The sequence below is a fragment of the Micromonospora sp. CNZ299 genome, assembly GCF_002754415.1.
The window spans coordinates 6,652,094-6,676,603 of record NZ_PEFG01000001.1 but is presented as its reverse complement, the minus strand read 5'-3'; the positions used below and the strand labels follow the sequence as shown (position 1 = coordinate 6,676,603).

Genomic DNA, 24,510 nt, shown 5'->3' with positions numbered 1-24,510 from the left:
TTCATCGCACGCCGCCGGCCACCGTCTCGGCCAGTGCGGCGCGAAGCGCGAAGCCCTGGGAGCCCCGGCCGGCCTGCGGCCACAGCGCGGGCAGTCGGCCGCCGTGGTCGACACCGACCACCCGCCAACCGCTCTGCAGCATGGCGAGGACGGCGGCGGCGTGCGCGCGTTCCGCCTCGGCACGGGCCTTCTCCGGCAGGCTGAGCCAGGTGGAGCTGTTCAGCAGGAAGCCGACGCAGGTGGCGCCGTTGCCCCGCAGGCCGGCCAGCAGCTCGGCCTCGGCCACGCTCACCGTGCCGAACAGCCCGATGATCAGACCACCGTCGGCGCGTTGGCGGACCCGTTGCACGAGGTCGGTCAGCTCCGCGCGCTGATCCAGTCGGACCTCCGCGAGGTGATCGAGCAGCGCCCCGTCGCCGCCGGCCTCCGAGGCGTCGACATCCGCCCCCGAGCCGGTGACCAGGCGCAACTTGTAGCCGGCCTGGCGCAGGTGGACGGCGATGCTCGCGGCGGCGGAGACGGACCACTCGAAACTGGCCGTCGGCCCCTCGCCGCGGTGGCCGTACGCGCGGGTGTCCAGGACGACAGTGGCCCGGCTCTCCCACGGCTGCTCCTCGCGACGCACCATCAGCTCGCCGGTGCGTGCTGTGGACTTCCAGTGCACCCGGCGCAGGTCGTCGCCACGCCGGTATTCCCGGGTCGCCGCGTCGTCCTCGCCGTGCACCGCCACCGAGCGGGCCCGGCTGTCGCCGCTGCCCGCGTACTCCCCGGGGAGTCGGACCGACGGCAGGGCGGTGACCTGCGGGATGACCGTCAGGTGGTCGGTGCTGGGGAAGGACCTGGTGAGCTCGCAGAGACCGAACGGGTCGGTCATCCGGACCACCAGCGGGCCCACGTCGTAGCGACCCCGAACGTCGGCACGGACGGTGTACGCCACGGAGGTGGCCTGGTGCGCGCCGAGCCGCTCCAACACCACCCGGGGTCGGCTGCCCAGCGCGTAGGGCAGCCGGTCCTCCAGGAGCAGGGTGCCGGTCGGCAGCCGGGAGAGGTTCTGCAGGCGCAGCACCACCCGGGAGTTGGCGCCGACCGGAACCCGGTGCGGGTCCAGTGAACGGTTGCAGGCCAGCTTGTAGCGGCTGCGCCCGACGTAGGCCGCGGCCAGCAACGGCAGGATGGCCAACAGCACAGCCACCCGGAGCAGGTCCTTCTCGCCCAGGATGGCGGCCGAGATCGCCGCCGCGATGGCGGCGGCGAGGAAGGAGCGCCCGCGGGTGGTCAGCCCGCGTAGCCCGGCACGCACGTCATGGCCTCCGCGGCTCGTAGGGCGCGCGGCCGTTGCCGTTGCCGGTGCCGGGGCGGGTGTCGTACGGGTTGCGCTGCCTGTCGTGTGGCAACGGCAGGCGGTGCACCAGCTCGGAGACGATCGCGTCGGTGGTGCGTCGGGCGAGCTGCGCGTCGGCCGTCGGGATGATCCGGTGCGCGAGCACCGGCACCGCCAGGGCCTGCAGGTCGTCGGGGAGCACGTAGTCGCGACCCTCCAGGGCGGCGACCGCCCGGGCGGTGCGCAGCAGTTGCAGGGTCGCCCGGGGGGAGGCGCCGAGCCGCAGGTCGGGTGCCTCGCGGGTGGCGGTGACCAGGTCGATCGCGTACTGCTTGACCGCGTCCGCGACGTGCACCTGTCGGACGGTGGCGATGAGCTGTCGGACGATGGCCGCGTCGGAGACCGAGCGCAGCTCGTTCAGCGGGTCGGTGGCCCCGTGCCCGTCGAGCATGGCCAGCTCGGCGTTGGAGTCCGGGTAACCCATCGCGATACGGGCGGTGAACCTGTCGCGCTGCGCCTCGGGCAGCGGGTAGGTCCCCTCCATCTCGATCGGGTTCTGGGTGGCGATGACCATGAAGGGGGTCTGGAGCTGGTAGGTGACACCGTCGACGGTGACCTGCCGTTCCTCCATGCACTCCAGCAACGCCGACTGGGTCTTCGGCGAGGCCCGGTTGATCTCGTCGCCGACCACCAGGTTGGCGAACACGGCACCGGGACGGAACTCGAAGTCGTGGGTCTCCTGGTTGTAGACGCTGACGCCGGTGACGTCGCTGGGCAGCAGGTCGGGGGTGAACTGGATCCGTCGCACCGTGCAGTCGATGGACCGCGCCAGGGCCTTGGCCAGCTTGGTCTTGCCGACACCCGGCACGTCTTCGATCAGGAGGTGACCCTCAGCGAGCAGGACGGCCAGGGCGAGCCGCACGGTGGCGGTCTTACCCTCGATGACCTGCTCGATGTTGGCCACGATGGCCTCGCTGGCGGCGCGGAACTCGTCGTGCGGCAGTAGGCCGCCCACCTCGTCCCAGGTCTGTTGTGTCACGGGCCTCCTCCTCGTCGCCATGACGGCAGCTCTGTATAGAGCACCTGGACCCGCCGTTGGGTTCGCGACGTCGAGCCTCGTCTGCCGCAGGAATCTCACTGGTCTCTCAGGCTAACCATGTTTGTCGTTATCGCCGACCCCCGCAGGTAGTCCGTCGGTTACGCACCGGAATATTCGCCGTTCGGGAGATGCGTGACCGGTCCGAGCCCGGGTATCCGGTGCCCCGCCCGCGTGGCCCACCGGTCGGCGGCGGCGACGTAACCGGGGGAGAGCAGCGTGTGGCGGGAGCGCGACATCTACGGGCAGGCCGACGACGGAGGCGTACGTCTCGGTGGTGGCGTGGCGCAGTGGCGGCTGCACGCCGACCACGTCGACGTGGCGACCGGCGCCGGAGGGCGGCGAGCCCGCATCGAGGCCGAGTTGCTGCCTGTCGTGGTGGACCTGGACGCGACCGCCCTGGTCCTGCTCGACCTGCAGAACGACTTCTGCTCTCCGGGTGGCTGGACCGACCGCTCCGGGCTGGACCACACGGCCTGCCGGGCGGCGATCCCCGGCGCGGTACGGGCGGTGCAGGCCGCCCGCCAGCTCGGCGTACCGGTGATCTGGGTGTACTGGTACAACCGTCCTGACCTGCGTAACCTCGGCGCTCCCACACTCTGGTCGTTCAAGCACCGTCTCGACCAGGCCGGCCTCGGGGAGCAGTTGGACCATGGTCGGGTGCTGACCGAGGGATCGTGGGGCGCGACGCTGGTCGACGAGTTGCGGGAGCTGGTGCGTCCCGAGGACGTGCAGGTGGAGAAGTACCGGATGAACGGGTTCCATGCCACCCACCTCGACCAGGTGCTGCGCGCCCAGGGCATTCGCACCCTCCTGTTCGGCGGGGTCAACACCGACCAGTGCGTCAGCACCACTGTCGAGGACGCATACTTCCGGGACTACGCAGCAGTGCTGCTGACCGACGCGACCGCCACCTCCAGCCCCGCGTACTGCAAGGACGCCGTGGTTTTCAACTCCCAGCAGTGCTGGGGCTTCACCTCCGACACCGCACGGTTCGCCGCGGCCGGGTGACCGCCGCGCGCCCTGCCCGGCGGCGGCACGTCGTCACGCCGCGCAGCGGGGTACACTGCCGGACATGGCCGGAGTCTTCCTGCTTCTTACCGGGCCGTGCTGATGCGCTGAACGCAGCGACAGCACGGCGGCCCCTCCTGTGCGAGGGGCTTTTTTGTGCCCGCCGCCGGCCCGGCCCGGTGGTGCCGAGACGAAGCGAAGCGAAGCGAGGAGAGACGATGAGTGAGGCAGCCGCACCGGCGGGCGACATTCCCCCGTTCCGGTACACCGCGGCCCTGGCCGACGAGATCGAGATTCGTTGGCAGGACATCTGGGCGCGCGAGGGCACCTTCCACGCACCGAACCCGACCGGCCCGCTGGCCGACCCGACCCACCCCCGCGCCGGCGCGGAGAAGCTGTACGTGCTGGACATGTTCCCGTACCCGTCCGGCGCCGGCCTGCACGTCGGCCACCCGCTGGGCTACATCGGCACCGACTGCTACGCCCGCTACCAGCGGATGGCCGGCCGCAACGTGCTGCACGCGATGGGCTTCGACGCGTTCGGCCTGCCCGCCGAGCAGTACGCGGTGCAGACCGGCACCCACCCCCGCACCACGACGGTCGCGAACATCGAGCGGTACAAGGCGCAGCTGCGCCGGCTGGGGCTGGCGCACGACGAGCGCCGCTCGGTGGCCACCATCGACACCGACTTCTACCGCTGGACCCAGTGGATCTTCCTGCAGATCTTCAACTCCTGGTACGACCGTGACGCCGGCCGGGCCCGCCCGATCGCGGAGCTGATCGCGGAGTTCGAGGGTGGCAACCGGTCCACCCCGGACGGCCGGGCGTGGGCCGAGCTGAGCGTCGCCGAGCGCCGCCAGGTCGTCGACGACCACCGCCTGGCGTACGTTTCGCAGGCCCCGGTGAACTGGTGCCCGGGGCTGGGCACCGTGCTGGCCAACGAGGAGGTCACCGCCGACGGCCGCTCGGAGCGGGGCAACTTCCCGGTCTTCAAGCGCAACCTGAAGCAGTGGATGATGCGGATCACCGCGTACGGCGACCGCCTGATCGACGACCTGGACACCCTGGACTGGCCCGAGCCGATCAAGCTGATGCAGCGCAACTGGATCGGCCGTTCCACCGGTGCGCACATCGACTTCCCCACCGGGGAGGCGCCGGTGCGGGTGTTCACCACCCGACCGGACACCGTCTTCGGCGCCACCTACATGGTGCTGGCGCCCGAGCACGAGCTGGTCGACGCGCTGGTGCCGGCCGCCTGGCCGGACGGGACGAGGGACGCCTGGACCGGCGGGCACGCCAGCCCCCGGGTGGCCGTCGAGGCGTACCGCAAGACGGCGGCGGCCAAGACCGACGTCGAGCGGCAGTCCGACACCAAGGAGAAGACCGGCGTCTTCATCGGCGCGTACGCCACCAACCCGGTCACCGGCGGGCAGATTCCGATCTTCATCGCCGACTACGTGCTGGCGGGCTACGGCACCGGCGCGATCATGGCGGTGCCGGCTCAGGACGAGCGGGACTGGGCGTTCGCCGAGGTCTTCGAGCTGCCCATCGTGCGCACCGTGCAGCCGGCGGAGGGCTTCGACGGCAAGGCGTACACCGGGGACGGCCCGGCGATCAACAGCGCCGCGCCCGAGCGCGGCCTGGACCTGAACGGCCTGGGGGTCGCCGACGCCAAGGCGGCCATCATCTCCTGGCTGGAGGCGAACGGGCACGGCACCGGCGCGGTCACCTACCGGCTGCGCGACTGGCTGTTCTCCCGCCAGCGTTACTGGGGCGAGCCGTTCCCGATCGTCTACGACTCCACCGGCGCGGCCATCGCCCTGCCGGAGGAGATGCTGCCTGTCGAGCTGCCGGAGGTGGACGACTTCTCGCCGAAGACGTTCGCCCCCGACGACGCCAACAGCAACCCGGAGACCCCGCTGTCGCGGCGGCGCGACTGGGTCGAGGTGGAGCTGGATCTGGGTGACGGGCCGCAGCGCTACACCCGGGAGACCAACGTGATGCCGCAGTGGGCCGGCTCCTGCTGGTACGAGCTGCGCTACCTGGACCCGACCAACAGCGACCGGTTCGTCGACGCGGAGAACGAGCAGTACTGGATGGGCCCGCGAGGCGATGGCGACTGCGGGGGCACCGACCTGTACGTCGGCGGCGCCGAGCACGCCGTGCTGCACCTGCTGTACGCGCGGTTCTGGCACAAGGTGCTGTACGACCTGGGTCACGTGTCGTCGTTCGAGCCGTTCCGCAAGCTGTTCAACCAGGGCATGATCCAGGCGTACGCGTACACCGACTCGCGCGGCAGTTACGTGCAGGCCGAGGAGGTCATGGAGCGTGACGGCGCCTACTACCTGGGTGACCTGACGGTCAACCGCGAGTACGGCAAGATGGGCAAGTCGCTGAAGAACGTGGTGACCCCCGACGACATGTGCGCCGCGTACGGCGCGGACACCTTCCGGGTGTACGAGATGTCGATGGGCCCGCTGGAGGTGTCCCGCCCCTGGGAGACCAGGGCGGTGGTCGGCTCGTACCGGTTCCTGCAGCGGGTCTGGCGGGCCGTCGTCGACGAGCAGACCGGAGCGCTGCGGGTCACCGAGGACCCGGCCGACGGGGCGACCCGCCGGTTGCTGCACACGGTGATCGACGGGGTCCGTGGCGACATGGACGGCATCCGGTTCAACACCGCGATCGCCAAGCTGATCCAGTTGACCAACGGGCTGACCGGGCTGTCGGCGACGCCCCGCGAGGTGGCCGAGCCGCTGGTGCTGATGGTGGCGCCGTTCGCCCCGCACCTGGCGGAGGAGCTGTGGCGCAAGCTGGGCCACGACACCTCACTGACGTACGCGGACTTCCCGACCGCCGACCCGGCGCTGCTGGTGGCGGACACGGTGACCTATCCGGTGCAGGTCAACGGCAAGGTCCGTGGCCGCATCGAGGTCCCCGCCGACACCGCCGAGGAGGCCGTCCGCGCGGCTGCCCTGGAGGCGGTGGCCGCAGCGCTGGCCGGTAAGGAACCCCGCAAGGTCATCGTGGTGAAGGGCCGGATGGTCTCCGTCGTCGCCTGACGCCGCAGGCCCTCACCGGCGTCGATCATGGAGTTGTGGTGCCTGGTTCGCCCCTTGACAGGGGTTTGATCCCCCAGCACAACTCCATGATCGACCCGGGCGCTCCAGCGCGGCCGCCACGATTCCGCTGTGGGAGCTCAGCCAGTCCTGCCAGCTTCGTATTCCTTCGACCGCGCCCTGGTCGCGCAGCCGGCGCATGCCCGGCTCGTCGCGGTCGGCGCCGGCCTCGATGCCCCGCCAGGTGCTCTCGATCTGGTCGAGCATCACGCCCACCAGCTCGGCCCGCGCCAGCGTGGCCGGTGCGGTCGCGGTCGACGCCGCGTCGTAGGCGTCGCAGAGGAGCCGGCAGCGCCGACCCAGCTCGACCGGGTCGGCGCCCTCACCCAACGCAGCCCAGTGCCAGCCGGCGAACGCGACGTCCTCGATCCGCCGGCCCGGGCCGGTTAGGTCCCAGTCGAGGAAGGCCACCGGCAGTGGCCCGGCGGGGGAGTCCCGGTACACAGTGTTCTTCGGCGACAGGTCGCGGTGGCACACCGTCTCGGCGTCGCCCGCCAGCCCGGTGCCCGCACACGCGTCGTGCAGCCGCCGGATCAGCTCGGCCAGCCGCACCAGCGCCGCGTCGGCGAAGAACGCCGGATCCTCCCGGTCCCGCCACGGCACCCGACCCGCGACGAAGCTGAGCATCTGCCGACCGTGGGCGTCGACGCCCAGGTGGCGCGGCGCGAGGTCCGCGCCCACCCCGGCCAGGTGGCGCAGCAGCGCGCCGACGAAGTCCAGGTTGGCGGGCGGGGTACGTCGTACCGTGTCCCCGATCCGGACCACGTCGGCGACGAACCCACCGGACAGTGGCTCCCCGGCCGGGCCGGCGGTCGGCTCGGCCACGGTCAGACCGGCATGCGACGGCGTCGGCGCTCGGCACGCCACCACTGGTGGATGAGCACCACGCTGGCGATCAGGCCGAGGCTGGCCGGCGCGGCGGCATACCAGTTGATGTGGCCGGGGGAGCTGACCGCGGAGCCGATCGCCGCGTAGCCGACGGCGGTCGGCGCGGAGGCGATCACACTGCCGGCCAGGAACGGCAGCACGCGCGCGCCGGTCGTGCCGTAGCCGTAGCTGACCAGCCCGAAGCCGGCGATGGGCAGCAGCCGCACGGTGACCACACCGAACACGCTCTGCCGGGCGAACCAGCCATCGAGGCGGGCCAGGCGACCACGGACCCGTTCGGCCACGAACTCCCGGCCGAGCAGCCGGCCGACAGTGAACCCGATCGCCGCGGCCACCAACGCGGCGCCCAGGGCGTACGCGGCGCCCTCCAGGGGGCCGAAGATCGCGCCCGCGGCGAGCGTGATGAAGGTACGGGGGACCAGCGCGACCAGCAGCAGAGCGCCGCCGAGGATCGCCGCCACCGGGGCGAGGTCGCCGAGCCGGTCGGCCAGCAGCGGCAACTGCTCCGGATCCGGACGGGGCACCAGGAGCAGCAGCAGCCCGCACCCGCCGATCAGCAGCACGAGCAGGGCGAACCGGGCGGCCGACGGTTGCCGGAGCAGCCGACGGACGGCTCGGATCATTGCCGGGCGGCGGCCACCGCGGAGCGGCGCTCGTTGCGGAGCCGGTCGGGCCAGGTGTCGTCCAGCGGAGGAAGCTGGTGTGCCCCGGTGGCCCAGCGCAGCAGCAGATCGGCCAGGGCGGGGTTGCGGGCCAGCGCCGGGCCGTGCGAATAGGTGCCCAGCAGCTTGCCGCGCCACGCGCCCTCGGTGGCGCCGTCGTTGCCCACCCCGGCGGTGACCCGGGCCAGCGGGGAGACCTCCGGGCCGAGGTGGGTGCGGCCGCCGTGGTTCTCGAAACCGGTCAGCGGTGGCAGGCCCAGCCGCGGGTCGATCTCACCGGCCAGCTCACCCACGGCCCGGCTCGGGCCCCGGTCGGACTGGAGGTCGAGCAGCTCCAGGCCGCGGCACTGCACACCCTTGGCGAAGAATGAGGTGCCGAGCAGTTGGTAGCCGGCGCAGACACCGAACACCACCGAACCCTGGGCGACCGCCCGGTGCAGACCGCCGTCGGCGAGCAGGCGCTGCGCGCCCAGCGCCTGTGGGCCGTCCTCGCCACCGCCGACCAGGTAGATGTCGGCGGTCGCGGGCAGCTGCTGGTCGGAGCGGACCTCCAACACCTCGACGGGCATGCCGCGTTGGCGGGCCCGGCGGGCGAGGATCAGGGCGTTGCCCCGGTCGCCGTAGGTGGACAGCAGGTCGGGGTAGATCCAGACGATGCGCAGGCTCTCAGATGACACGGTCCAACTCCGCTCGGATGTCCTGGAACGCGGTGTAGTTCGCGATGACCTCCAGCCGCCCGGGCGGGACCGACCGGATCGCGTCGTCGAACGTGCGGACGTGCTGGAACGGCACGTCGTTGACGTCCAGACGGACTGCCAGGTCGTATGCCCGGTCGCCGGTGATCAACACCTGCCGGCCACGGAGCGGGGCGAAGTCGACGTCGTAGAGCCAGGAGGTGTCCAGACCGTCGGGGTCGCGCGCGTTGATGGAGAGCAGGGTCGGGGCGTCGTCGGCCATGTCGAAGGCCTCCAGCCAGCTGGCCGGGTTCTTGGCCAGCAGCAGCCGGATGTTGCGCCCGTCCTTGTCGACCTGCGCGTAACGGCCGGCCACCGAGGTGACGATGCCGAGGCGGGACACCGCGTCGACCGGACGGACGCCGAACTCGGCGGCCACGGCCAGCGCGGTCGCGGCGTTGCCGAGATTGACCTTGCCGGGCAGCTGGAGCGAGACCTTGTGCCAGGCCCCGGTGGGGTCGAGCACCCCCTCGTCCTCGACGACCCAGTTCGGCTCCGGTCGGCGCAGCGGGCAGCCGGTGCACCACCACTGGTCACCGGAGCGCTGGATGGTGGAGCCGCACTCCGGGCAGACCCAGGAGTCGTCGTGCCAGCGCTGGCCGGCACTGAACCAGGTCACGTGCGGCGGGTTGATGCCTCGGGCGGGGTCGCCCGGCGGGGTGGCGGCCCACACCACCAGCGGGTCGTCGGCGTTGGCCACCACCCGCACGTTGGTGTGCCGGACCAGGGCCGCGCGCCAGAGCTGCGCCATCATGGCGACCTCCTTGGCGCGGTCGAGCTGGTCGCGGGAGAGGTTGAGCAGCGCGACCACGTGCGGCTCGGTCGCCTCCAGCACCTGGGCGAGGTAGTGCTCGTCCACCTCCAGCACCGCGTACGGGGTGCTGCCGGCCTTGGCCAGCGCCGAGGTGTGCCCACTGGGCATGTTGGCGCCGAACGAGTTGGTGGCGACCCGGCCGAGCACGCCGACCGCGGCGGAGGTCAGCCGGGTGGTGGTGGTCTTGCCGTTGGTGCCGGAGACGAGCGCGATCGCCCGCCCGGCCGACAGGTGGGCCAGCAGGTCCGGGTCGATCTTCAGGCCGATCCAACCGCCGATCACCGAACCGTCGCCGCGGCCGGCCGCCCGGGAGAGCGCTGCGGCGGTCCGTGACACGGAGCTGGCCACCTTGGCCCGTAGGGGCATTTTCGCGTCGGTCACGCGAGCGAGGTTACCGGACCGCCCGCCCCGCCAGATCGCCGCCGACGGTGAACCGTTCGGCCGTGGTGGCTGCGCGGGCGGCCGGGTGGACCTCCGCCGGACGGAGTCGATCTATGTCGGAAAGCGGACCACGCCGGAGGGCGGTCCCGGCCCTCCACTCCGCTCCACCCCTTGTGACGTGCTGTTTTAGGCGGGGATCGGGCGCGCCACGCGGGCGAATCTGGTTGCGGGTGGAGGGAAGTGGAGTAGAGTGGGGACCAATGGTGAGGCCGGGAGGGCTCACCGGCCCGGGGGGTCAGCGGCGCCGCGAACGCCGCTCAAGGGCGAGGGGGTTGGGCCGATGTTCCTCGGCACCCACACTCCGCGCCTGGACGAAAAGGGCCGGTTGATCCTTCCGGCCAAGTTCCGGGATGAGCTGGCGGGGGGTGTCGTGGTCACCAAAGGGCAGGATCGTTGCCTCTACGTCTTCCCGACTCCTGAGTTCCAGCGGATCGCGGAGCAGTTGCGCGCGCAGCCGATGACGCACAAGGCGGCCCGGGCCTACAGCCGGGTCTTCTTCGCGAGCGCGCACGACGAGGTTCCCGACAAGCAGGGTCGGGTGACCATTCCAGCCCATCTGCGGGAGTATGCCGCGCTCGACCGCGAGTTGGTGGTCATCGGCGCGAGCACGCGGGTGGAGATCTGGGACAAGGTCGCCTGGGAGACCTACCTCGCCGAGAGCGAAGACGACTTCGCCGACATCGAGGAGGGGGTGCTGCCAGGCGGTCTGTAGGGCGGAACGGCGCCCGACGTACTGCGAGATCTCCAGCCGCTTTCGAGTTCCTGGCACCCCTTCCCCGGTGCCAGGCGCACGATCCAGTCATCGGGCGACGGTCCGGTGTCCGGCGGGAGCGGATGGGGATCTGGCGGTACGACGGCAGCGCCGTCCGACGACAGGCGCACGAAGAGAACGGACGTTTCAACCAGTGGGGGTCATCATGGGGGAGTTGCGCGGCACGCACGTGCCGGTGCTGCTCGAGCGGTGTCTCGAGCTGCTGGCCCCCGCGCTGGGTCGAGGCGGCCGGACGATCTACGTCGACGCGACGCTCGGCCTGGCCGGGCACGCGGAGGCGGTGCTGGAGGCGCACCCGGAGACGGTCCTGATCGGGCTCGACCGGGACACCGAGGCGCTCGCCCACGCGCGGGTCCGACTGGCCCGGTTCGCCGATCGGGTGCACCTGGAGCACGCCGTCTACGACGAGCTGCCGGACGTGCTCGACCGGCTGGGCTATCCGGGCATCGACGGGATCCTGTTCGACCTGGGTGTCTCGTCGTTGCAGTTGGACGCGCCCGACCGCGGGTTCGCGTACGCCCAGGACGCGCCACTGGACATGCGGATGGACCAGACCCGGGGGGTGACCGCCGAGGAGGTGGTCAACACCTACGGGCATCCGGACCTGGCCCGGGTGCTGCGGGTCTACGGCGAGGAGAAGTTCGCCGGCCGGATCGCCTCGGCGATCATCCGGGAGCGGGAACGCGCCCGGATCACCTCGTCCGCGCTGCTTGCGGAGCTGGTCCGGGACTCCATCCCGGCGCCGGCCCGACGAACGGGCGGACACCCGGCAAAGAGAACGTTTCAGGCTTTACGGATCGAGGTAAACAAAGAGCTGGCAGCGCTGGAGACAGCGTTGCCATCCGCGCTCGACGCACTGACCGTGGGCGGTCGCATGGTGGTCCTGTCCTACCACTCGCTGGAGGACAGGCTCACCAAGGCGGCGCTCGCGGACCGGGTCCGCAACACGGGCCCGGTCGACCTCCCGGTCGAACTTCCCGGGTCCGGTCCGACGTTCCGGCTGCTCAGCCGGGGCGCCGAACTGCCCGGGGAGGCGGAGGTCGCCGCTAACCCGCGCGCCGCCTCGGTGCGGCTGCGGGCTGCGGAACGACTCGACCCGAACGCGACAGAGCTTGGGCGGACCGACCGCGAACGGTCTCGCCGACGGGTGAAGGGAATGCACCAACCGGGCACGGGGTCCGCCTGATCCGTGGGGGGTCAGGGGCACCGGGACGGCAGAGGGACGGACGTTGAGGGGGAGGGACATGAACATTGACAAGCGCGGCCGCCGGGACGTCACCGGCGGCGAGCAGCGCGCACCGCGGTCGGGGGGCCGGACCGCGGCGGAGCGGGCTCCGCGCCTCGGAAACGGTACGCCACGCATCGATCGAACGAATCGGCAGGGGGAGACTCGCGCCCGGGGGGCGCGCGAGTTCCCGACTCAGGGCACCGCCGCGCTGCGGCCGGTCGAGAAGGCCGCCAGCGCCACCGCTGCCCGTCCGCCTCGGCTGCGGGTGGCGCCGCCACCGCCGGTGTCGGTGCCGCGCGCGCCGTTCGCGGCGCTGATCGTGCTGCTGGTGGTCGGCGGGGTGCTGGGCATCCTGGCGGTCAACACCAAGATCAATGAGAACGCGTTCCGGTTGGAGCGGTTGCAGCAGCAGCAGGCTCGACTGGACCTGGAGAAGCAGCAACTGGACAAGCAGATCGCCGAGGCCGAGGCGCCGGGCAACCTGACCGCCGAGGCGCGGCGGCTGGGTCTGGTGGACGCCGGCGAGCCGGGTTACATCCGGCTGCCGGACGGCAAGACCATCGGCGTGCCGCAGCCGGCGACCGGCAAGCCGTCGGTGACCAGCCAGGGTGCGGGAGGCTGACCAGTGCCACCAAGGTCGGACGAGCCGCGCCGGGACCCCACGGGGGCCCGGCGCGGTTCTTCGCGTGACGCCGGTCCCGTCGACGGGGAGTCCCGCACCGGTGAACCAGGCATCGGGGGCATCTCCGGGGCTCGCGCGTACACCCCGAGGGGTCGAACCGTTCGCGAGGAGCGCGCCACGCCGACGCGCAGCGGGGGCGCCGAGCAGCGGCGTACGCCGCGCAGCACCCGTTCCGGCGACCCGTTCCGGCCGGCGTTGCAGGTGCTCGACGGCGGCCGGGCCGCCGCCCGGGCCGGCCGGCGCGACGCTCCGGCCGCTGGACGCGGCGGCGTCGTGCGCACCGTCTCGCCGCGAACCCCGCGTGCCCCGGGCGTCGACGAGCCGCCGCCACGCCGCCGGACAACGCCACGCGCGCCGCGGCGCACCGACCGACCGGCGGCCCGCCGGCCGTCCCGCAAGCCACCGCGCCCGCCGAAGCTGGCCGAGTCGCGACTGCGCCTGCGGCTGGGCACCGCGCTCGCCCTGACGCTGTTCGCCGTCATCGGGATCCGGCTGATCTTCCTCCAGGCGGTCGACGCTCCGGCGTACGCCGGGGGCGGCATCGCCGACCGCCTGCGCACTGTCGAGCTGCCGGCGCCGCGGGGCGCGATCTACGACAGTACCGGCGCGCCCCTGGCCCGCAGTGTCGAGGCCCGCTACGTCTTCGCCGACCCGACCGAGGTGAAGGACCCGCCCGGCACCGCGAAGGCGCTCTCCCCGGTCCTCGGCATCCCGGCGTCGAAGCTGGTCGAGCTGATGAAGCCCCGCAGGCTGGAGAACGGCAAGTTGTCCACGTTCGCCTACCTGGCCCGGGGTGTGGAGATCCCGACCGCCAAGCGGGTGCAGGCGCTGGAGCTTCCCGGCATCGGGGTGCACCGCGACGAGAGCCGTGACGTGCCCGGCGGTGACCTGGCGGCCAACCTGATCGGCTTCACCAGTCAGGACATGGCCGGCCTGGAAGGGTTGGAGGCACGCTACGACGACGTGCTCGCCGGGCAGGACGGCAAGCGGGTGTACGAGGCCGGCCTCGGTGACCTCGCGGCGCCGATCCCTGGCGGCTACAGCCAGACCACTCCCGCCAAGCCGGGCAGCTCACTGACCCTCACCATCGACCGTGACCTGCAGTTCCGTACGCAGCAGATCCTCAGCGCGGGCATGGCCCAGCAGCGCGGCGGCACCGGCGTGGCCGTGATCATCGAGATCCCCTCCGGCGCGGTGCTCGCCCAGGCCAGCAATCCCACCTACAGCGCGGCGAAGCCGTTCCCGAGCGACCCGGTCGCCCGGGAGGACGCGGCGACCAGTTTCGTCGTCGACCCCGGCTCGATCCACAAGGCGATCACCTTCGGCGCGGCGTTGCAGGAGGGTGTGATCACGCCGGACACGGCGCTGCCCATCGCCAACAGCATCAAGAAGGGCGACACCTGGTTCTCCGACACCCATCCCGCCGACGGCAAGAAGATGAGCGTGCCGGGGATGCTCGCCTACTCGTCGAACGTCGGCACCATCACGATCGCCGACCAGCTCGGCAAGGACCGGTTGATCGACTACCAGAAGCGGTTCGGGCTGGGTAAGCCCACCGGCGAGGGAATGCCGGGGGAGGCCAGCGGACGCCTGCTGCCGGCCGACGAGTGGAGCGACTCGTCGGAGGGGTCGGTGCCGATCGGGCACAGCGTCGACGCCACGCCGTTGCAGATGGCCGCCGCGTACGCCGCCATCGCCAACAACGGCACGTACGTGCAGCCGCACCTGGTCAAGGAGGTGATCGGCCCGGACGGCAAGCGCACCCCCGCGCCGGCACCGGTGACCCGCTCGGTGCTCAGCCCGCAGAACGCGGCGGCCCTGCGCACCATGCTGGAGGCGGTCACCACCGTCGACCGCGCCACCGGCCTGGCCGCCGCCGTCCCCGGTTACCGGGTCGCCGGCAAGACCGGCACCGGGTGGCGACTGGTGGACGGCAAGAAGCAGCCCGGCGAGGTGTCCTCGTTCATCGGCATGGCCCCCGCCGAGAACCCCCGGTACGTGATCGCGGTCTTCGCGTACGCGCCCGGTGGTGGGGGCGCGGCGATCGCCGGCCCGGCGTTCCGCGACATGATGCAGTTCACGCTGCGTCACTACCGCGTACCACCGTCAACCGGTGGTTCCGCACCCAAGTTCGTGGTCTATCCGCGCTGAGCAGCAATGGCGGGACATCATCGTTGAGTGCCGACGAACCACCGGGGCGGCTGTGCGGCCGGAACCGGACGACGGGGTAGGGTCTGACGCCGTGCCCGGCAATCCACGTCCACGTACCGTGACCGGAGTCCGGCTCGGCGATCTCGCCGTCCGACTCGCCGTCGACCTTCCGGCGGACGCCGCCGAGGTGGTCGTCACCGGGGCCACCCACGCCAGCCAGGAGGTGCATCCCGGCGACCTGTACGCGGCGTTGCCCGGCGCTCGCCGGCACGGCGCGGAGTTCGCCGCCGGCGCCGCCGAGGCGGGTGCCGTGGCACTGCTGACCGACCCGGCGGGCGCGGAGCTGGCCGCGGGCAGCGGGCTGCCCGTCCTGGTGGTGCCCGACCCGCGTGCCGTGCTCGGCGAGCTGGCCTCGGCCGTGTACGGCGACCCGACCGCCGGTCTCACAGTGATCGGGGTGACCGGCACCGCCGGGAAGACCTCCACCGCGTACCTGATCGAGTCGGGGCTGCGGGCGGCCGGCCACACCACGGGGTTGATCGGCACGGTCGAGACCCGGCTCGGTGACCTGGTGATCGACAGTGTGCGCACCACTCCGGAGGCGACCGACCTGCACGCCATGCTGGCCACCGCGCGCGAGCGGGGGGTCACCGCGGTGGTCATGGAGGTCTCCAGCCACGCACTGGCCATGGGTCGCGTGGGCGGCGTCCGGTTCGCCGTCGGCGGCTACACCAACTTCGGCTCCGACCATCTGGACTTCCACGCCGACAGCGACGACTACTTCGCGGCCAAGGCCCAGCTCTTCGACGGGCGGTGCGCGGTCGAGGTGCTCAACCACGACGACCCGGCCCTGAAGCCGCTGTACAAGCCGGCCACCGTCACCTACTCGGCGGCCGGCGACCAGGGCGCGAGCTGGTGGGCCGACGGCGTGGGCGGCGAGGGGTACGCGCAGCGGTTCACCGCGCACGGCCCGGACGGCGTGGTCCTGGACGCCGGGGTGGCACTGCCCGGCCGGCACAACGTGGCGAACGCGCTGCTGGCCATCGCCGCGCTGGTCGGTGCCGGGGTGGACCCGACGACCGCTGCGGCCGGGGTGGCCGCCTGCGGTGGCGTGCCGGGCCGGCTGGAGCTGGTCGACGTCGCCGCGCCGGTGCGCGGCGTTGTCGACTACGCGCACAAGTCGGACGCGATCGTGGCGGCGCTGGCCGCGCTGCGCGAGTTGAGCGCCGGACGCCTGATCTGTGTGATCGGCGCCGGCGGTGACCGGGACCGGGGCAAGCGGCCGGTGATGGGCGCGGCTGCGGCGGAGGGAGCCGACCTGGTGCTGGTGACCGACGACAACCCGCGTACCGAGGACCCGGCGGAGATCCGCGCCGAGGTGCTCGCCGGCGCGTACCGGGCTGGAACGGCCGCCCGGATCATCGAGGTGGCCGGCCGCCGCGCCGCGATCGACGAGGCGGTGCGGTTGGCCGAGCCGGGCGACGTGATCGCGCTGCTCGGCAAGGGCCACGAACGCGGCCAGGAGGTGGCGGGCCAGGTGCTTCCGTTCGACGACAGCATCGAGCTGGCCGAGGCGCTGCGGGCCCGCTTCGGGGACCTGGCGGGCCAGCGGTGATCACGCTGAGCCTGGCCGAGGTGGCCGCGGCGGTCGACGGCCGGCTGGAGGCCGCCGATCCCGCCGCCACAGTGACCGGTTCGGTGGAGTTCGACTCCCGCAAGGTGGGGCCCGGTTCGCTCTTCGTGGCCTTCCCCGGTGAGAAGGTCGACGGGCACGACTACGCGGCGACGGCGATCCAGGCCGGCGCGGTGGCGGTGCTCGGCAGCCGTGCGGTGCCCGGGGTGCCGATGGTGCTGGTGGACGACGCCCTGACCGCGATGGGCCGGCTGGCCCGTGCCGCGGTGGACCGGCTGCCGGAGCTCACCGTGATCGGGGTGACCGGCTCCTCCGGCAAGACCACCACGAAGGACCTGATCGGTCAGCTCACCGCCCGGCTCGGGGCCACCGTGGCGCCGCCCGGTTCGTTCAACAACGAGCTGGGCCACCCGTACACCGCGCTGCGGGCCGGGCCGGACACCCGCTACCTGGTGATGGAGAAGGGCGCGCGGGGGATCGGGCACGTGCGGTACCTGTGTGAGCTGGTGCCGCCCCGGATCTCGGTGGTGCTCAACGTCGGCACGTCGCACATCGGCGAGTTCGGCTCGCAGGACGCCATCGCCCAGGCCAAGGGAGAGCTGGTCGAGGCTCTGCCGGCGGACGGGCTGGCGGTGCTGAACGCCGACGACCCGCGGGTGGACGCGATGGCGGGTCGCACCGGGGCCCGGGTGGTCCGCTACGGCGAGGCGCCGGACGCCGACGTGCGCGCCGAGGACGTCACGCTGGACGAGCGGGGGCACCCGTCGTACACGTTGGTCACCCCGGAGGGGCGCGCGCCGGTGCGGCTCGGGCTGACCGGCCGTCACCAGGTCGGCAACACGCTCGCCGCGGCGGCGGTCGCGCGGGAGCTGGGCATGCCGCTGGCCGAGCTGGCCACGGCCCTCGGCGAGCTGGGGCTGGTCTCGACCCGTCGGATGGACGTCTTCGACCGCCCCGACGGGGTGACCGTGATCGACGACTCGTACAACGCCAACCCGGCCTCGATGGCGGTGGCGGTACGGGCGCTGGCCAGTATCGGTCAGGGGCGGCGTACCGTCGCGGTGCTCGGTTACATGGCCGAGCTGGGCCCGTTCGAGCGCGACGGCCACGCCGAGGTCGGCCAACTCGCGGCCGAGCTGGGCGTCGACCGGCTGCTCGTGGTGGGTGAGCCGGCAGCGCCGATCCACGAAGGCGCGACAGCGGTAGCGAACTGGGGAGGAGAGTCGGTGCTGCTCACCGATCAGGCGGCGGCCGTCGAGGTGCTGCGGAGCGAGCTACGACCGGGTGATGTCGTCCTGGTCAAGGGTTCCCGGTACCGGACCTGGGAGGTGGCCGACGCCCTGCGCGCCGACGCCGGTGGGGAGCCAACCCGATGAGGGCCGTCATCGTCGCCGTCGGGGTCGCCTTCCTCGTCTCGCTGTTCGGCACCCCGATCGCGATCAAGTTGTTCACCCGGCTCAAGGCCGGTCAGCCGATCCGGTCCGACGGCCCGGCCATGCACCAGGGAAAGAAGGGCACGCCCACGATGGGCGGCGTGGTCTTCATCCTGGCCACGGTGATCGCGTACGTGGCCGGGCACCTGGCCCTGACCAGCCTGCCGGACCAGCAGATCGCCCAGGTGGAGCCGACCATCACGGCGTTGGTGCTGCTGGGGCTGATGGTCTTCTCCGGTGCTGTGGGTTTCCTCGACGACTTCCTCAAGGTGCGCAAGCGCAACAGCGCCGGGCTGAACAAGCGCGGCAAGTTGCTCGGCCAGATCCTGGTCGGCGCGGTCTTCGGCGTGATCGCGCTGTGGTTCCCGAGCACGATGACCGACGGCTCGGGCCTGGCGACCAACACCGAGACGGTGGGCAGCACCACGCTGAGCTTCATCCGGGACATCGATGCCCTGGAGGTCAGCAAGGTCGGCGCGGTGATCATCTTCATCTTCGTGGTGATGGCCGCGACGAACGGCGTCAACCTCACCGACGGCCTCGACGGTCTGGCCACCGGCGCCTCGGTGATGGTGCTCGCCGCGTACGCGTTGATCGCGTTCTGGCAGTACCGGCACTGGTGCGCCGACCCGAACTACACGCAGGACTACTGCTACGCCGTGCGCGACCCCTTGGAGATCGCGCTGATCGCCGGGGCGGCGGCGGGGGCCTGTGTGGGCTTCCTCTGGTGGAACACGTCCCCAGCACGGATCTTCATGGGCGACACCGGGGCGCTGGGGCTGGGCGGTCTGATCGCCGGCATGGCGATGTCCACCCGCACCATCCTGCTGCTGCCGATCATCGGTGGGCTCTTCGTGATCATCACGATGTCCGTGGTGATCCAGATCATCTCCTTCAAGACCACCGGTAAACGGGTGTTCCGGATGTCGCCCCTGCAGCACCACTTCGAGTTGGCCGGCTGGAGTGAGGTCAACATCGTGGTGCGCTTCTGGATCATCGCGGGCATCGGCGTGGCCATCGCCCTGGGCCTGTTCTACAGCGAGTTCCTCGCCAACATGACCTGATCGGCCCTCGCGATCCCCGCACTCTCCGGCCGCCCGGACGGCCCGCTCCGCGCGGGTTCCGTTCGGGCGGTTGGTGCGTGAACGGCCGGCGCGGGAGTTCGACACGCCCGGTGCGTCGTTGTGGGCGTGCCCGGCGCGTCCAGCGGTGATGATGTCGGGGTGGGGGAGGACTCAGGCACCGACGACAGGACAGCCGGTCGGCCGCGACGGTCACCGGGCGCGACGCGTACCGCTGCGGCGGGCGCGCCGCCCGACGACGCGCGCGGCCCGGAACCGGGTGCGGCACCGCGGGCAGCGGACCCGCCACCACCCGTGCCACTGCGCGGGTTGGACGGGGCCGGCGGGCTCGCCGCGCTGCGCGGTCTGCTGGCGCGACCGCTGGCCTCCTACTACCTGCTGCTGTCCAGCGCCGGCCTGCTGCTGCTGATCGGGCTGACCATGGTCTTCTCGGCGACCAGCGTGAAGGACTACGCCGAGGACGGCAACGCCTCGGCCTCGGTGACCAAGCAGGCGATCTTCGCGGTGATCGGCATCGGGGCGTTCTGGGTCTGCCAGCGCCTGCCCGCCAGCACGTACCGCTCGCTGGGCCGACCGCTGCTGTTCACCTCGATCGGGCTGCTGCTGGTGCTCAACCTGCTGGTCGCCTACGCCCGGCTCACCAAGCAGAAGTCGGCCGGGTTCGGGCCGATCGAGGCGCGACTGAACTGGCTCTTCGTCGGCGGGATCCAGGTGCAGCCCTCCGAGCTGGCCAAGTTCGCGCTGGTGTTGTGGGGTGCGCACCTGATCGCCCGCAAGGGCGCCGCGCTGGGCTGGTGGCGCGAGCTGGCCACCCCGCTCTTCCCGGTGATGGGTCTGCTCTTCGTCCTGGTCGGCTACAACGACACGGGCACGATGCTCTGCCTGCTGGCCCTGGTGGTGGGTCTACTCTGGGCCGCCGGCGTCCGCATGCGGGTCTTCGGCGCGCTGACCGTGGTGGGCCTGCTCGGCGTGGGCCTGCTCGTCGCGGTGGCATCGCTGGGCGCCGGCTCCGGCGAGCGGGGCGAGGACAATTACCGCTTCGCCCGGCTGGCCATGTTCTTCAACCCGCCCGACCCGGAGACCTGCAAACTCGACGGCTGTCTCCAGTTCTACCAGGGTCGGCTGGCCATCGAGCACGGCGGCTGGTTCGGTGTCGGGCTGGGCAAGGGCAGCCTGAAGTGGGACTGGCTGCCCGAGGCGCACAACGACTTCATCTTCGCGATCATCGCCGAGGAGTTGGGCGTGATCGGGTGCGTCGTGGTGCTGAGCCTGTTCGCGGTCCTCGCGTACACCGGGTTCCGGATCGCCCGCCGGGTCGACGACCCGTTCCGCCGGCTCGCCGCCACCGCCGTGACCACCTGGCTGGTCAGCCAGGCCGTGATCAACATTGGTGGGGTGGTCGGGCTGCTGCCGATCACCGGTCTGCCGCTGCCGTTCATCTCCGACGGCGGAAGTGCCCTGGTGGTGACGTTGGCGGGCATCGGCATGCTGGCCTCCTTCGCCCGCGCCGAACCCGATGCGGCCCGAGCACTGCATGCCCGTCCGCCGGCCCGGTGGGTCCGACTACTCTGGGCCCCGTTGCCGCCGCTTCCCGGCCGGCGTCGCCGACCGGCGACGCCGCCCGCTGGCCGAGGGTCCATACCCCGGTCCCGCGAGCGGCGCCATGACGACCAGGCCGCGCCGCGCGGGGTCCGCCAGGACCGCAACCGCGGGGGTACGGCGAGCGAAAGGAGACGCTGATGGGTCCGCTGCGTTCGGTGGTGCTCGCGGGAGGTGGCACCGGGGGGCACGTCTACCCGCTGCTCGCCTTCGCCGACTGCCTGCGCCGACACGACCCGGGCGTCCGGATCACCTGCCTCGGCACACCACGCGGCATGGAGAACGACCTGATCCCGCCGCAGGGCTACGACCTGCGGCAGATCCCGGCGTACCAACTGCCCCGGTCGGTCAACATGAACCTGGTCCGTACCCCGGGCCGGATGTGGACCGCGGCGCGCGCCGCGGGCAAGGTGATCGACGAGGTACAGGCCGACGTGGTCGTCGGCTTCGGCGGGTACGTCTCGGTGCCGGCCTACCTGGCCGCCTGGCGTCGCGAGATGCCCATGGTGATCCACGAGGTGAACGTGCCACCGGGTGTGGCCAACAAGCTGGGTATGAAGTTCACCAAGAACGTCGCCGTCGGCTTCCCGCACCAGCCGAGCCAGGCCGAGTCGCTGCGCGACGCCACAGTGGTCGGGGTCCCGCTGCGCCGCACCATCGCCGCACTGGACCGGTACGCGCTTCGCGACGCCGCCCGCGCCCACTTCGGGCTCCGCCCGGACCTGCCGGTGCTCTTCGTCTCCGGCGGCTCGTCCGGCGCCCGGTCGATCAACCTGGCGGTCTCCGGGGCGGCCAAGGAGCTGGCCCGCAACGGCGTGCAGGTGCTGCACGTGATGGGCGCCCGCAACGAGCCGGTGCCGATCCCCACCGACCTGCCGGTGCCGTACGTGACGCTGCCGTACCTGTCCGAGATGGAGCTGGGCTACGCCGCCGCCGACCTGATGCTGGCCCGGGGCGGGGCGATGACCGTCGCCGAGGTTGCCGCGATCGGGCTGCCGACGATCTACGTGCCGTACCCGCACAGCAACCAGGAGCAGCGGCGCAACGCGCTGCCCGTGGTGGAGGCCGGCGGCGGGCTCCTGGTCGACGACGCGGAGCTCACCCCGGCCTGGCTGGAGCGCACCGTCATCCCCCTGATCCGCGACCCGCAGCGGTTGTACGCGATGGGCGCGGCAGCGGGGGCGTACGGCCGACGCGACGGCGACGAGGCCCTGCGCTCCTTCGTCATCCAGGCGGTGGCCCGATGACCGCGCAGTTCACCCCGGCCGGCACGCTCACCGCGGAGGACCTGGGCGCCGTCCACCTGATCGGGGTGGGCGGGGTGGGCATGCTCGGCGTGGCCCGGCTGCTGCTCACCCGCGGCATCCGGGTCTCCGGCAGCGACCTGCGGGAGTGGCCGTCGCTGGCGGGCCTGCGGGCGCTCGGCGGCACCATCTACCTCAGCCACGAGGCGACCAACCTCGACGGCGTTGACACCGTCGTCTACTCGTCGGCCATTCCCTCCGACCACCTGGAGCTGGTCGAGGCGCGTCGACGCGGCCTGCGGGTGCTGCACCGGTCGGAGGCCCTGGCCGCGGCGATGACCGGCCGCCGGGCGGTGGCGGTCGCCGGCACGCACGGCAAGACCACCACCACCTCGATGGTGACGATGGTGCTCCAGCAGGCCGGTGTGGACCCGTCCTTCGTGATCGGCGGCGAGATCTCCGAGGTCGGCTCGGGCGCCCACCACGGCACCGGCGAGCACTTCGTGGTCGAGGCGGACGAGAGCGACCGCTCGTTCCTCATCTACCGCCCGTACGTCTCGATCATCACGAACGTCGAGGCGGACCACCTCAACACCTACGGCGACTACGCGACGCTGGAGGCGGCGTTCGTGGAGTTCGCCCGCCTCACCGACCCGGACGGGTTCATCATCACCTGCGCCGACGACCCGGGCGGTCGGCGGCTGGCCGAGAGCCTGCGCGCCGAGGGCCGGCAGGTGTTCACCTACGGCGAGGCGGCCGACGCCGACCTGCGGCTGACCGAGATCGTCTCCTCGGCGCGTGGGGTGCGCTATCTGGCCGCGATCGACGGCCGGTCGCTCGGCGAGTTCCGGTTGCCGGTGCCGGGGCGGCACATGGGGCTGAACAGCGCCTCCGCGGTGCTGGCCGCGTACCTGCTGAAACTGCCGCTGGAGGCGGCCGAGGCCGCGCTGGCGGTGTTCCCCGGAGTGCGGCGGCGCTTCGAACGCAAGGGCGTCGCGGACGGCGTGCTGGTCTACGACGAGTACGCCTACCACCCGACCTCGATGACCCTCGCCATGCAGACCCTGCGCGAGGTGGCCGGCGACGGGCGGCTGATCGTCGTCTTCCAGCCCTACCGGCTGTACCGCACCCGCGACAACCAGGCGGAGATCGCCGAGGCGCTGGCCATCGCCGACGAGGTGGTGCTGCTGGAGGTCTTCGGGCCGGGCGAGCTGCGCCAGCCCGGCGAGGGCTCGGCGGCGCTGATCGCGGCGGTGGGGCTGCCCGCCGACCGCAAGGTCTTCGTCGACTCGTGGGAGGCGGCGCCGGTCGAGGTGGCCCGCCGGGCCCGCCCGGGGGACGTCGTGGTGACCATGGGCGCCCCGCCGATCTCGCTGATGGGCGACGAACTGCTCGCCGCCCTGGGGGCGCGTGCGAACGGCTCCGCGCCGACCGCGACCGTCGACCCGGTGGCCACCGCCCCGGTGATCGGTGATCCGGTGTCGGGTGGCGCCACGGCCGGTGGCGACGGAGCGGCCCTCGGTGGCACCGTCGCGCCCGGCGGCACGGCGCCCACGGCCGGATGAGTCCCGGCCCGGCCCGAGGGCGGACCCGCGCCGCCGACGGCGGCGCCCCGCGTCGCGGTCCGGCGCGGCGTTGGCAGCTGGTCCGGGCGAGCCGCGACGCGGTACCGCCCTCGACCCGCCGGTTCATGGCCCGTGCCCGGCAGCGTCGCATGCGCGCGGCGCTGCCCTGGGCGGTGGCCGCCGGGGTGCTCGCGCTGGCCGGGCTGGTCGCCTGGACGGTCCTGGGCACCGGGCTGTTCGGTGTGCGGGAGGTGCGCGTGGAGGGAGCCGATCTGGTCACCCCGGTGCAGGTGCACGACGCGGTCGCCGTACCGGACGGGGTGCCGCTGGCCCGGGTGGACCTGGCGGCCGCCGCCCGCCGGGTCGGCGCGCTGGCGCCGGTGGAGCGGGCCACCGTGTCCCGCGACTGGCCCGGCACGCTGGTGGTGCGGGTGACCGAGCGGACTCCGGTGGCGGCGGTGCCGCAGGGGGAGGCGTACGCCCTGATCGACCGCAGTGGGGTGGCGTTCCGGACGGTGGACCAACGCCCCGCCGGGATGCCGCAGGTGACGGTGGCCCGACCGGCCGCCGACGACCCGGGCACGCGGGCCGGGCTGGAGGTGCTCGTCGCCCTGACCCCGCAGTTGCGCGCCGAGGTGGTGGACGTGAGCGTGGAGGGGTTGGCCCGGATCACCCTGCGGCTGCGCGGAGACCGGACGGTGGTCTGGGGCGACGCGACCCGGGGCGCGGACAAGGCCCGGGTGGCCACCGCGCTGCTCGACGAGGACACCGATCGGATCGACGTGAGTGCCCCGGACGTGGTGACCTTCCGCTGACCGGCGAGCGCGTCAAGGCGTGACCTGTCGCGCTCCGGCCGGCGACACGCCGGGCGGGTCCTTGGCTCATCGCGTGGTGGCGCTTACGTTGCCCCGAAGAGGTTCAGTGGTTGACATAACTGTAAGCCTCTAGTAGAGGGTGAGGGTTCACTCCTGACTCTCGCTGGTGACAGCTGTCGTCGGCCGCTGGTCTGGCCACGCCGTACCCGGTCGGCCGAAGCCA

The 24,510-nt window shown here is 72.4% G+C and carries 18 protein-coding genes and 1 pseudogene; 13 read left to right on the top strand and 6 right to left on the bottom strand.

Translation table 11 applies throughout. The features are described from left to right. Nucleotide 1: 1 nt before the first annotated feature. Complete coding sequence (locus CLT68_RS30095; RefSeq protein WP_088949392.1) at nt 2–1,300, bottom strand: DUF58 domain-containing protein; 1,299 nt, start codon at nt 1,298–1,300, stop codon at nt 2–4. A gap of 1 nt (nt 1,301) precedes the next feature. Next, nucleotides 1,302–2,360: an AAA family ATPase gene (locus tag CLT68_RS30090; RefSeq protein WP_099856038.1), complete on the bottom strand. Its 1,059-nt coding sequence runs from the start codon at nt 2,358–2,360 to the stop codon at nt 1,302–1,304. 276 nt (nt 2,361–2,636) lie between these two features. On the opposite strand from CLT68_RS30090, the gene CLT68_RS30085 reads away from it, so the two are divergent. Both CLT68_RS30085 and leuS read left to right on the top strand, forming a co-directional pair. After that, entirely contained in the window at nt 2,637–3,428 is a 792-nt protein-coding gene (locus CLT68_RS30085; protein WP_099856036.1) for a cysteine hydrolase family protein, read from the top strand. Nucleotides 3,429–3,646: 218 nt separating this feature from the next. Then, on the top strand, nt 3,647–6,487 hold the full coding sequence (gene leuS / locus CLT68_RS30080) for a leucine--tRNA ligase (RefSeq protein WP_099856034.1): 2,841 nt from the start codon (nt 3,647–3,649) through the stop codon (nt 6,485–6,487). Between the two features lie 12 nt (nt 6,488–6,499). Here leuS and CLT68_RS30075 read toward each other — a convergent pair whose 3' ends face one another. From CLT68_RS30075 to CLT68_RS30060, 4 genes are read right to left on the bottom strand one after another with little or no spacing between them, the layout of a single operon-like run. After that, on the bottom strand, nt 6,500–7,369 hold the full coding sequence (locus CLT68_RS30075) for an aminoglycoside phosphotransferase family protein (RefSeq protein WP_143743293.1): 870 nt from the start codon (nt 7,367–7,369) through the stop codon (nt 6,500–6,502). A 2-nt stretch (nt 7,370–7,371) separates the two neighbouring features. Next, on the bottom strand, nt 7,372–8,055 hold the full coding sequence (locus CLT68_RS30070) for a TVP38/TMEM64 family protein (RefSeq protein WP_088949388.1): 684 nt from the start codon (nt 8,053–8,055) through the stop codon (nt 7,372–7,374). After that, complete coding sequence (locus CLT68_RS30065) at nt 8,052–8,771, bottom strand: type 1 glutamine amidotransferase (RefSeq protein ID WP_088949387.1); 720 nt, start codon at nt 8,769–8,771, stop codon at nt 8,052–8,054. The genes CLT68_RS30070 and CLT68_RS30065 overlap by 4 nt, the downstream gene beginning before the upstream one ends. Continuing rightward, nucleotides 8,761–10,008 carry a MurT ligase domain-containing protein gene (locus tag CLT68_RS30060; protein WP_088949386.1) on the bottom strand — a complete coding sequence of 416 codons (1,248 nt, stop codon included), beginning with the start codon at nt 10,006–10,008 and terminating at the stop codon, nt 8,761–8,763. Before CLT68_RS30060 ends, CLT68_RS30065 begins: the two co-directional genes overlap by 11 nt. A gap of 355 nt (nt 10,009–10,363) precedes the next feature. Here CLT68_RS30060 and mraZ point away from each other — a divergent pair, with 355 nt between their 5' ends. The 11 genes and pseudogenes from mraZ to CLT68_RS30005 all read left to right on the top strand — a co-directional run bounded on the left by mraZ (nt 10,364) and on the right by CLT68_RS30005 (nt 24,287). Then, entirely contained in the window at nt 10,364–10,795 is a 432-nt protein-coding gene (mraZ, locus tag CLT68_RS30055; protein WP_088949385.1) for a division/cell wall cluster transcriptional repressor MraZ, read from the top strand. 205 nt (nt 10,796–11,000) lie between these two features. Further along, nucleotides 11,001–12,110 (top strand): annotated as a pseudogene (gene rsmH, locus CLT68_RS30050) (16S rRNA (cytosine(1402)-N(4))-methyltransferase RsmH). Next, on the top strand, nt 12,100–12,705 hold the full coding sequence (ftsL, locus tag CLT68_RS30045) for a cell division protein FtsL (protein WP_099856030.1): 606 nt from the start codon (nt 12,100–12,102) through the stop codon (nt 12,703–12,705). Before rsmH ends, ftsL begins: the two are co-directional and overlap by 11 nt. Nucleotides 12,706–12,708: 3 nt before the next feature. Then, a complete protein-coding gene (locus CLT68_RS30040) occupies nt 12,709–14,916 on the top strand; it encodes a peptidoglycan D,D-transpeptidase FtsI family protein (protein WP_099856028.1) in 2,208 nt (735 codons plus the stop codon). Nucleotides 14,917–14,968: 52 nt separating this feature from the next. Beyond that, nucleotides 14,969–16,531: a UDP-N-acetylmuramoyl-L-alanyl-D-glutamate--2,6-diaminopimelate ligase gene (locus CLT68_RS30035; protein WP_099856026.1), complete on the top strand. Its 1,563-nt coding sequence runs from the start codon at nt 14,969–14,971 to the stop codon at nt 16,529–16,531. Continuing rightward, the gene (locus CLT68_RS30030) at nt 16,528–17,925 is read left to right on the top strand and encodes a UDP-N-acetylmuramoyl-tripeptide--D-alanyl-D-alanine ligase (RefSeq protein WP_099856023.1); all 1,398 of its coding nucleotides are present in this window, start codon (nt 16,528–16,530) and stop codon (nt 17,923–17,925) included. The genes CLT68_RS30035 and CLT68_RS30030 overlap by 4 nt, the downstream gene beginning before the upstream one ends. Continuing rightward, nucleotides 17,922–19,046 carry a phospho-N-acetylmuramoyl-pentapeptide-transferase gene (gene mraY / locus CLT68_RS30025; protein ID WP_099856021.1) on the top strand — a complete coding sequence of 375 codons (1,125 nt, stop codon included), beginning with the start codon at nt 17,922–17,924 and terminating at the stop codon, nt 19,044–19,046. Before CLT68_RS30030 ends, mraY begins: the two co-directional genes overlap by 4 nt. Before the next feature lie 327 nt (nt 19,047–19,373). Next, nucleotides 19,374–20,804 (top strand): FtsW/RodA/SpoVE family cell cycle protein, encoded by a 1,431-nt coding sequence (locus CLT68_RS30020; protein WP_374223699.1) that lies wholly within the window; start codon nt 19,374–19,376, stop codon nt 20,802–20,804. After that, nucleotides 20,804–21,910, top strand: coding sequence for an undecaprenyldiphospho-muramoylpentapeptide beta-N-acetylglucosaminyltransferase (gene murG / locus CLT68_RS30015; RefSeq protein WP_099856017.1), 1,107 nt, complete (start codon nt 20,804–20,806; stop codon nt 21,908–21,910). The genes CLT68_RS30020 and murG overlap by 1 nt, the downstream gene beginning before the upstream one ends. Continuing rightward, nucleotides 21,907–23,472 carry a UDP-N-acetylmuramate--L-alanine ligase gene (gene murC, locus CLT68_RS30010; RefSeq protein WP_099856014.1) on the top strand — a complete coding sequence of 522 codons (1,566 nt, stop codon included), beginning with the start codon at nt 21,907–21,909 and terminating at the stop codon, nt 23,470–23,472. Before murG ends, murC begins: the two co-directional genes overlap by 4 nt. Further along, complete coding sequence (locus CLT68_RS30005; protein WP_088949376.1) at nt 23,469–24,287, top strand: cell division protein FtsQ/DivIB; 819 nt, start codon at nt 23,469–23,471, stop codon at nt 24,285–24,287. The genes murC and CLT68_RS30005 overlap by 4 nt, the downstream gene beginning before the upstream one ends. Nucleotides 24,288–24,510 lie beyond the last annotated feature (223 nt).

Excerpts from the sequence above, each read along its gene's own strand:
- leuS (WP_099856034.1), top strand. The coding sequence starts at position 3,647 with ATGAGTGAGGCAGCCGCACCGGCGGGCGACATTCCCCCGTTCCGGTAC.
- CLT68_RS30070 (WP_088949388.1), bottom strand. The coding sequence starts at position 8,055 with ATGATCCGAGCCGTCCGTCGGCTGCTCCGGCAACCGTCGGCCGCCCGG.
- CLT68_RS30060 (WP_088949386.1), bottom strand. The coding sequence starts at position 10,008 with ATGCCCCTACGGGCCAAGGTGGCCAGCTCCGTGTCACGGACCGCCGCA.
- mraZ (WP_088949385.1), top strand. The coding sequence starts at position 10,364 with ATGTTCCTCGGCACCCACACTCCGCGCCTGGACGAAAAGGGCCGGTTG.
- ftsL (WP_099856030.1), top strand. The coding sequence starts at position 12,100 with ATGAACATTGACAAGCGCGGCCGCCGGGACGTCACCGGCGGCGAGCAG.
- mraY (WP_099856021.1), top strand. The coding sequence starts at position 17,922 with ATGAGGGCCGTCATCGTCGCCGTCGGGGTCGCCTTCCTCGTCTCGCTG.
- murG (WP_099856017.1), top strand. The coding sequence starts at position 20,804 with ATGGGTCCGCTGCGTTCGGTGGTGCTCGCGGGAGGTGGCACCGGGGGG.
- murC (WP_099856014.1), top strand. The coding sequence starts at position 21,907 with ATGACCGCGCAGTTCACCCCGGCCGGCACGCTCACCGCGGAGGACCTG.
- CLT68_RS30005 (WP_088949376.1), top strand. The coding sequence starts at position 23,469 with ATGAGTCCCGGCCCGGCCCGAGGGCGGACCCGCGCCGCCGACGGCGGC.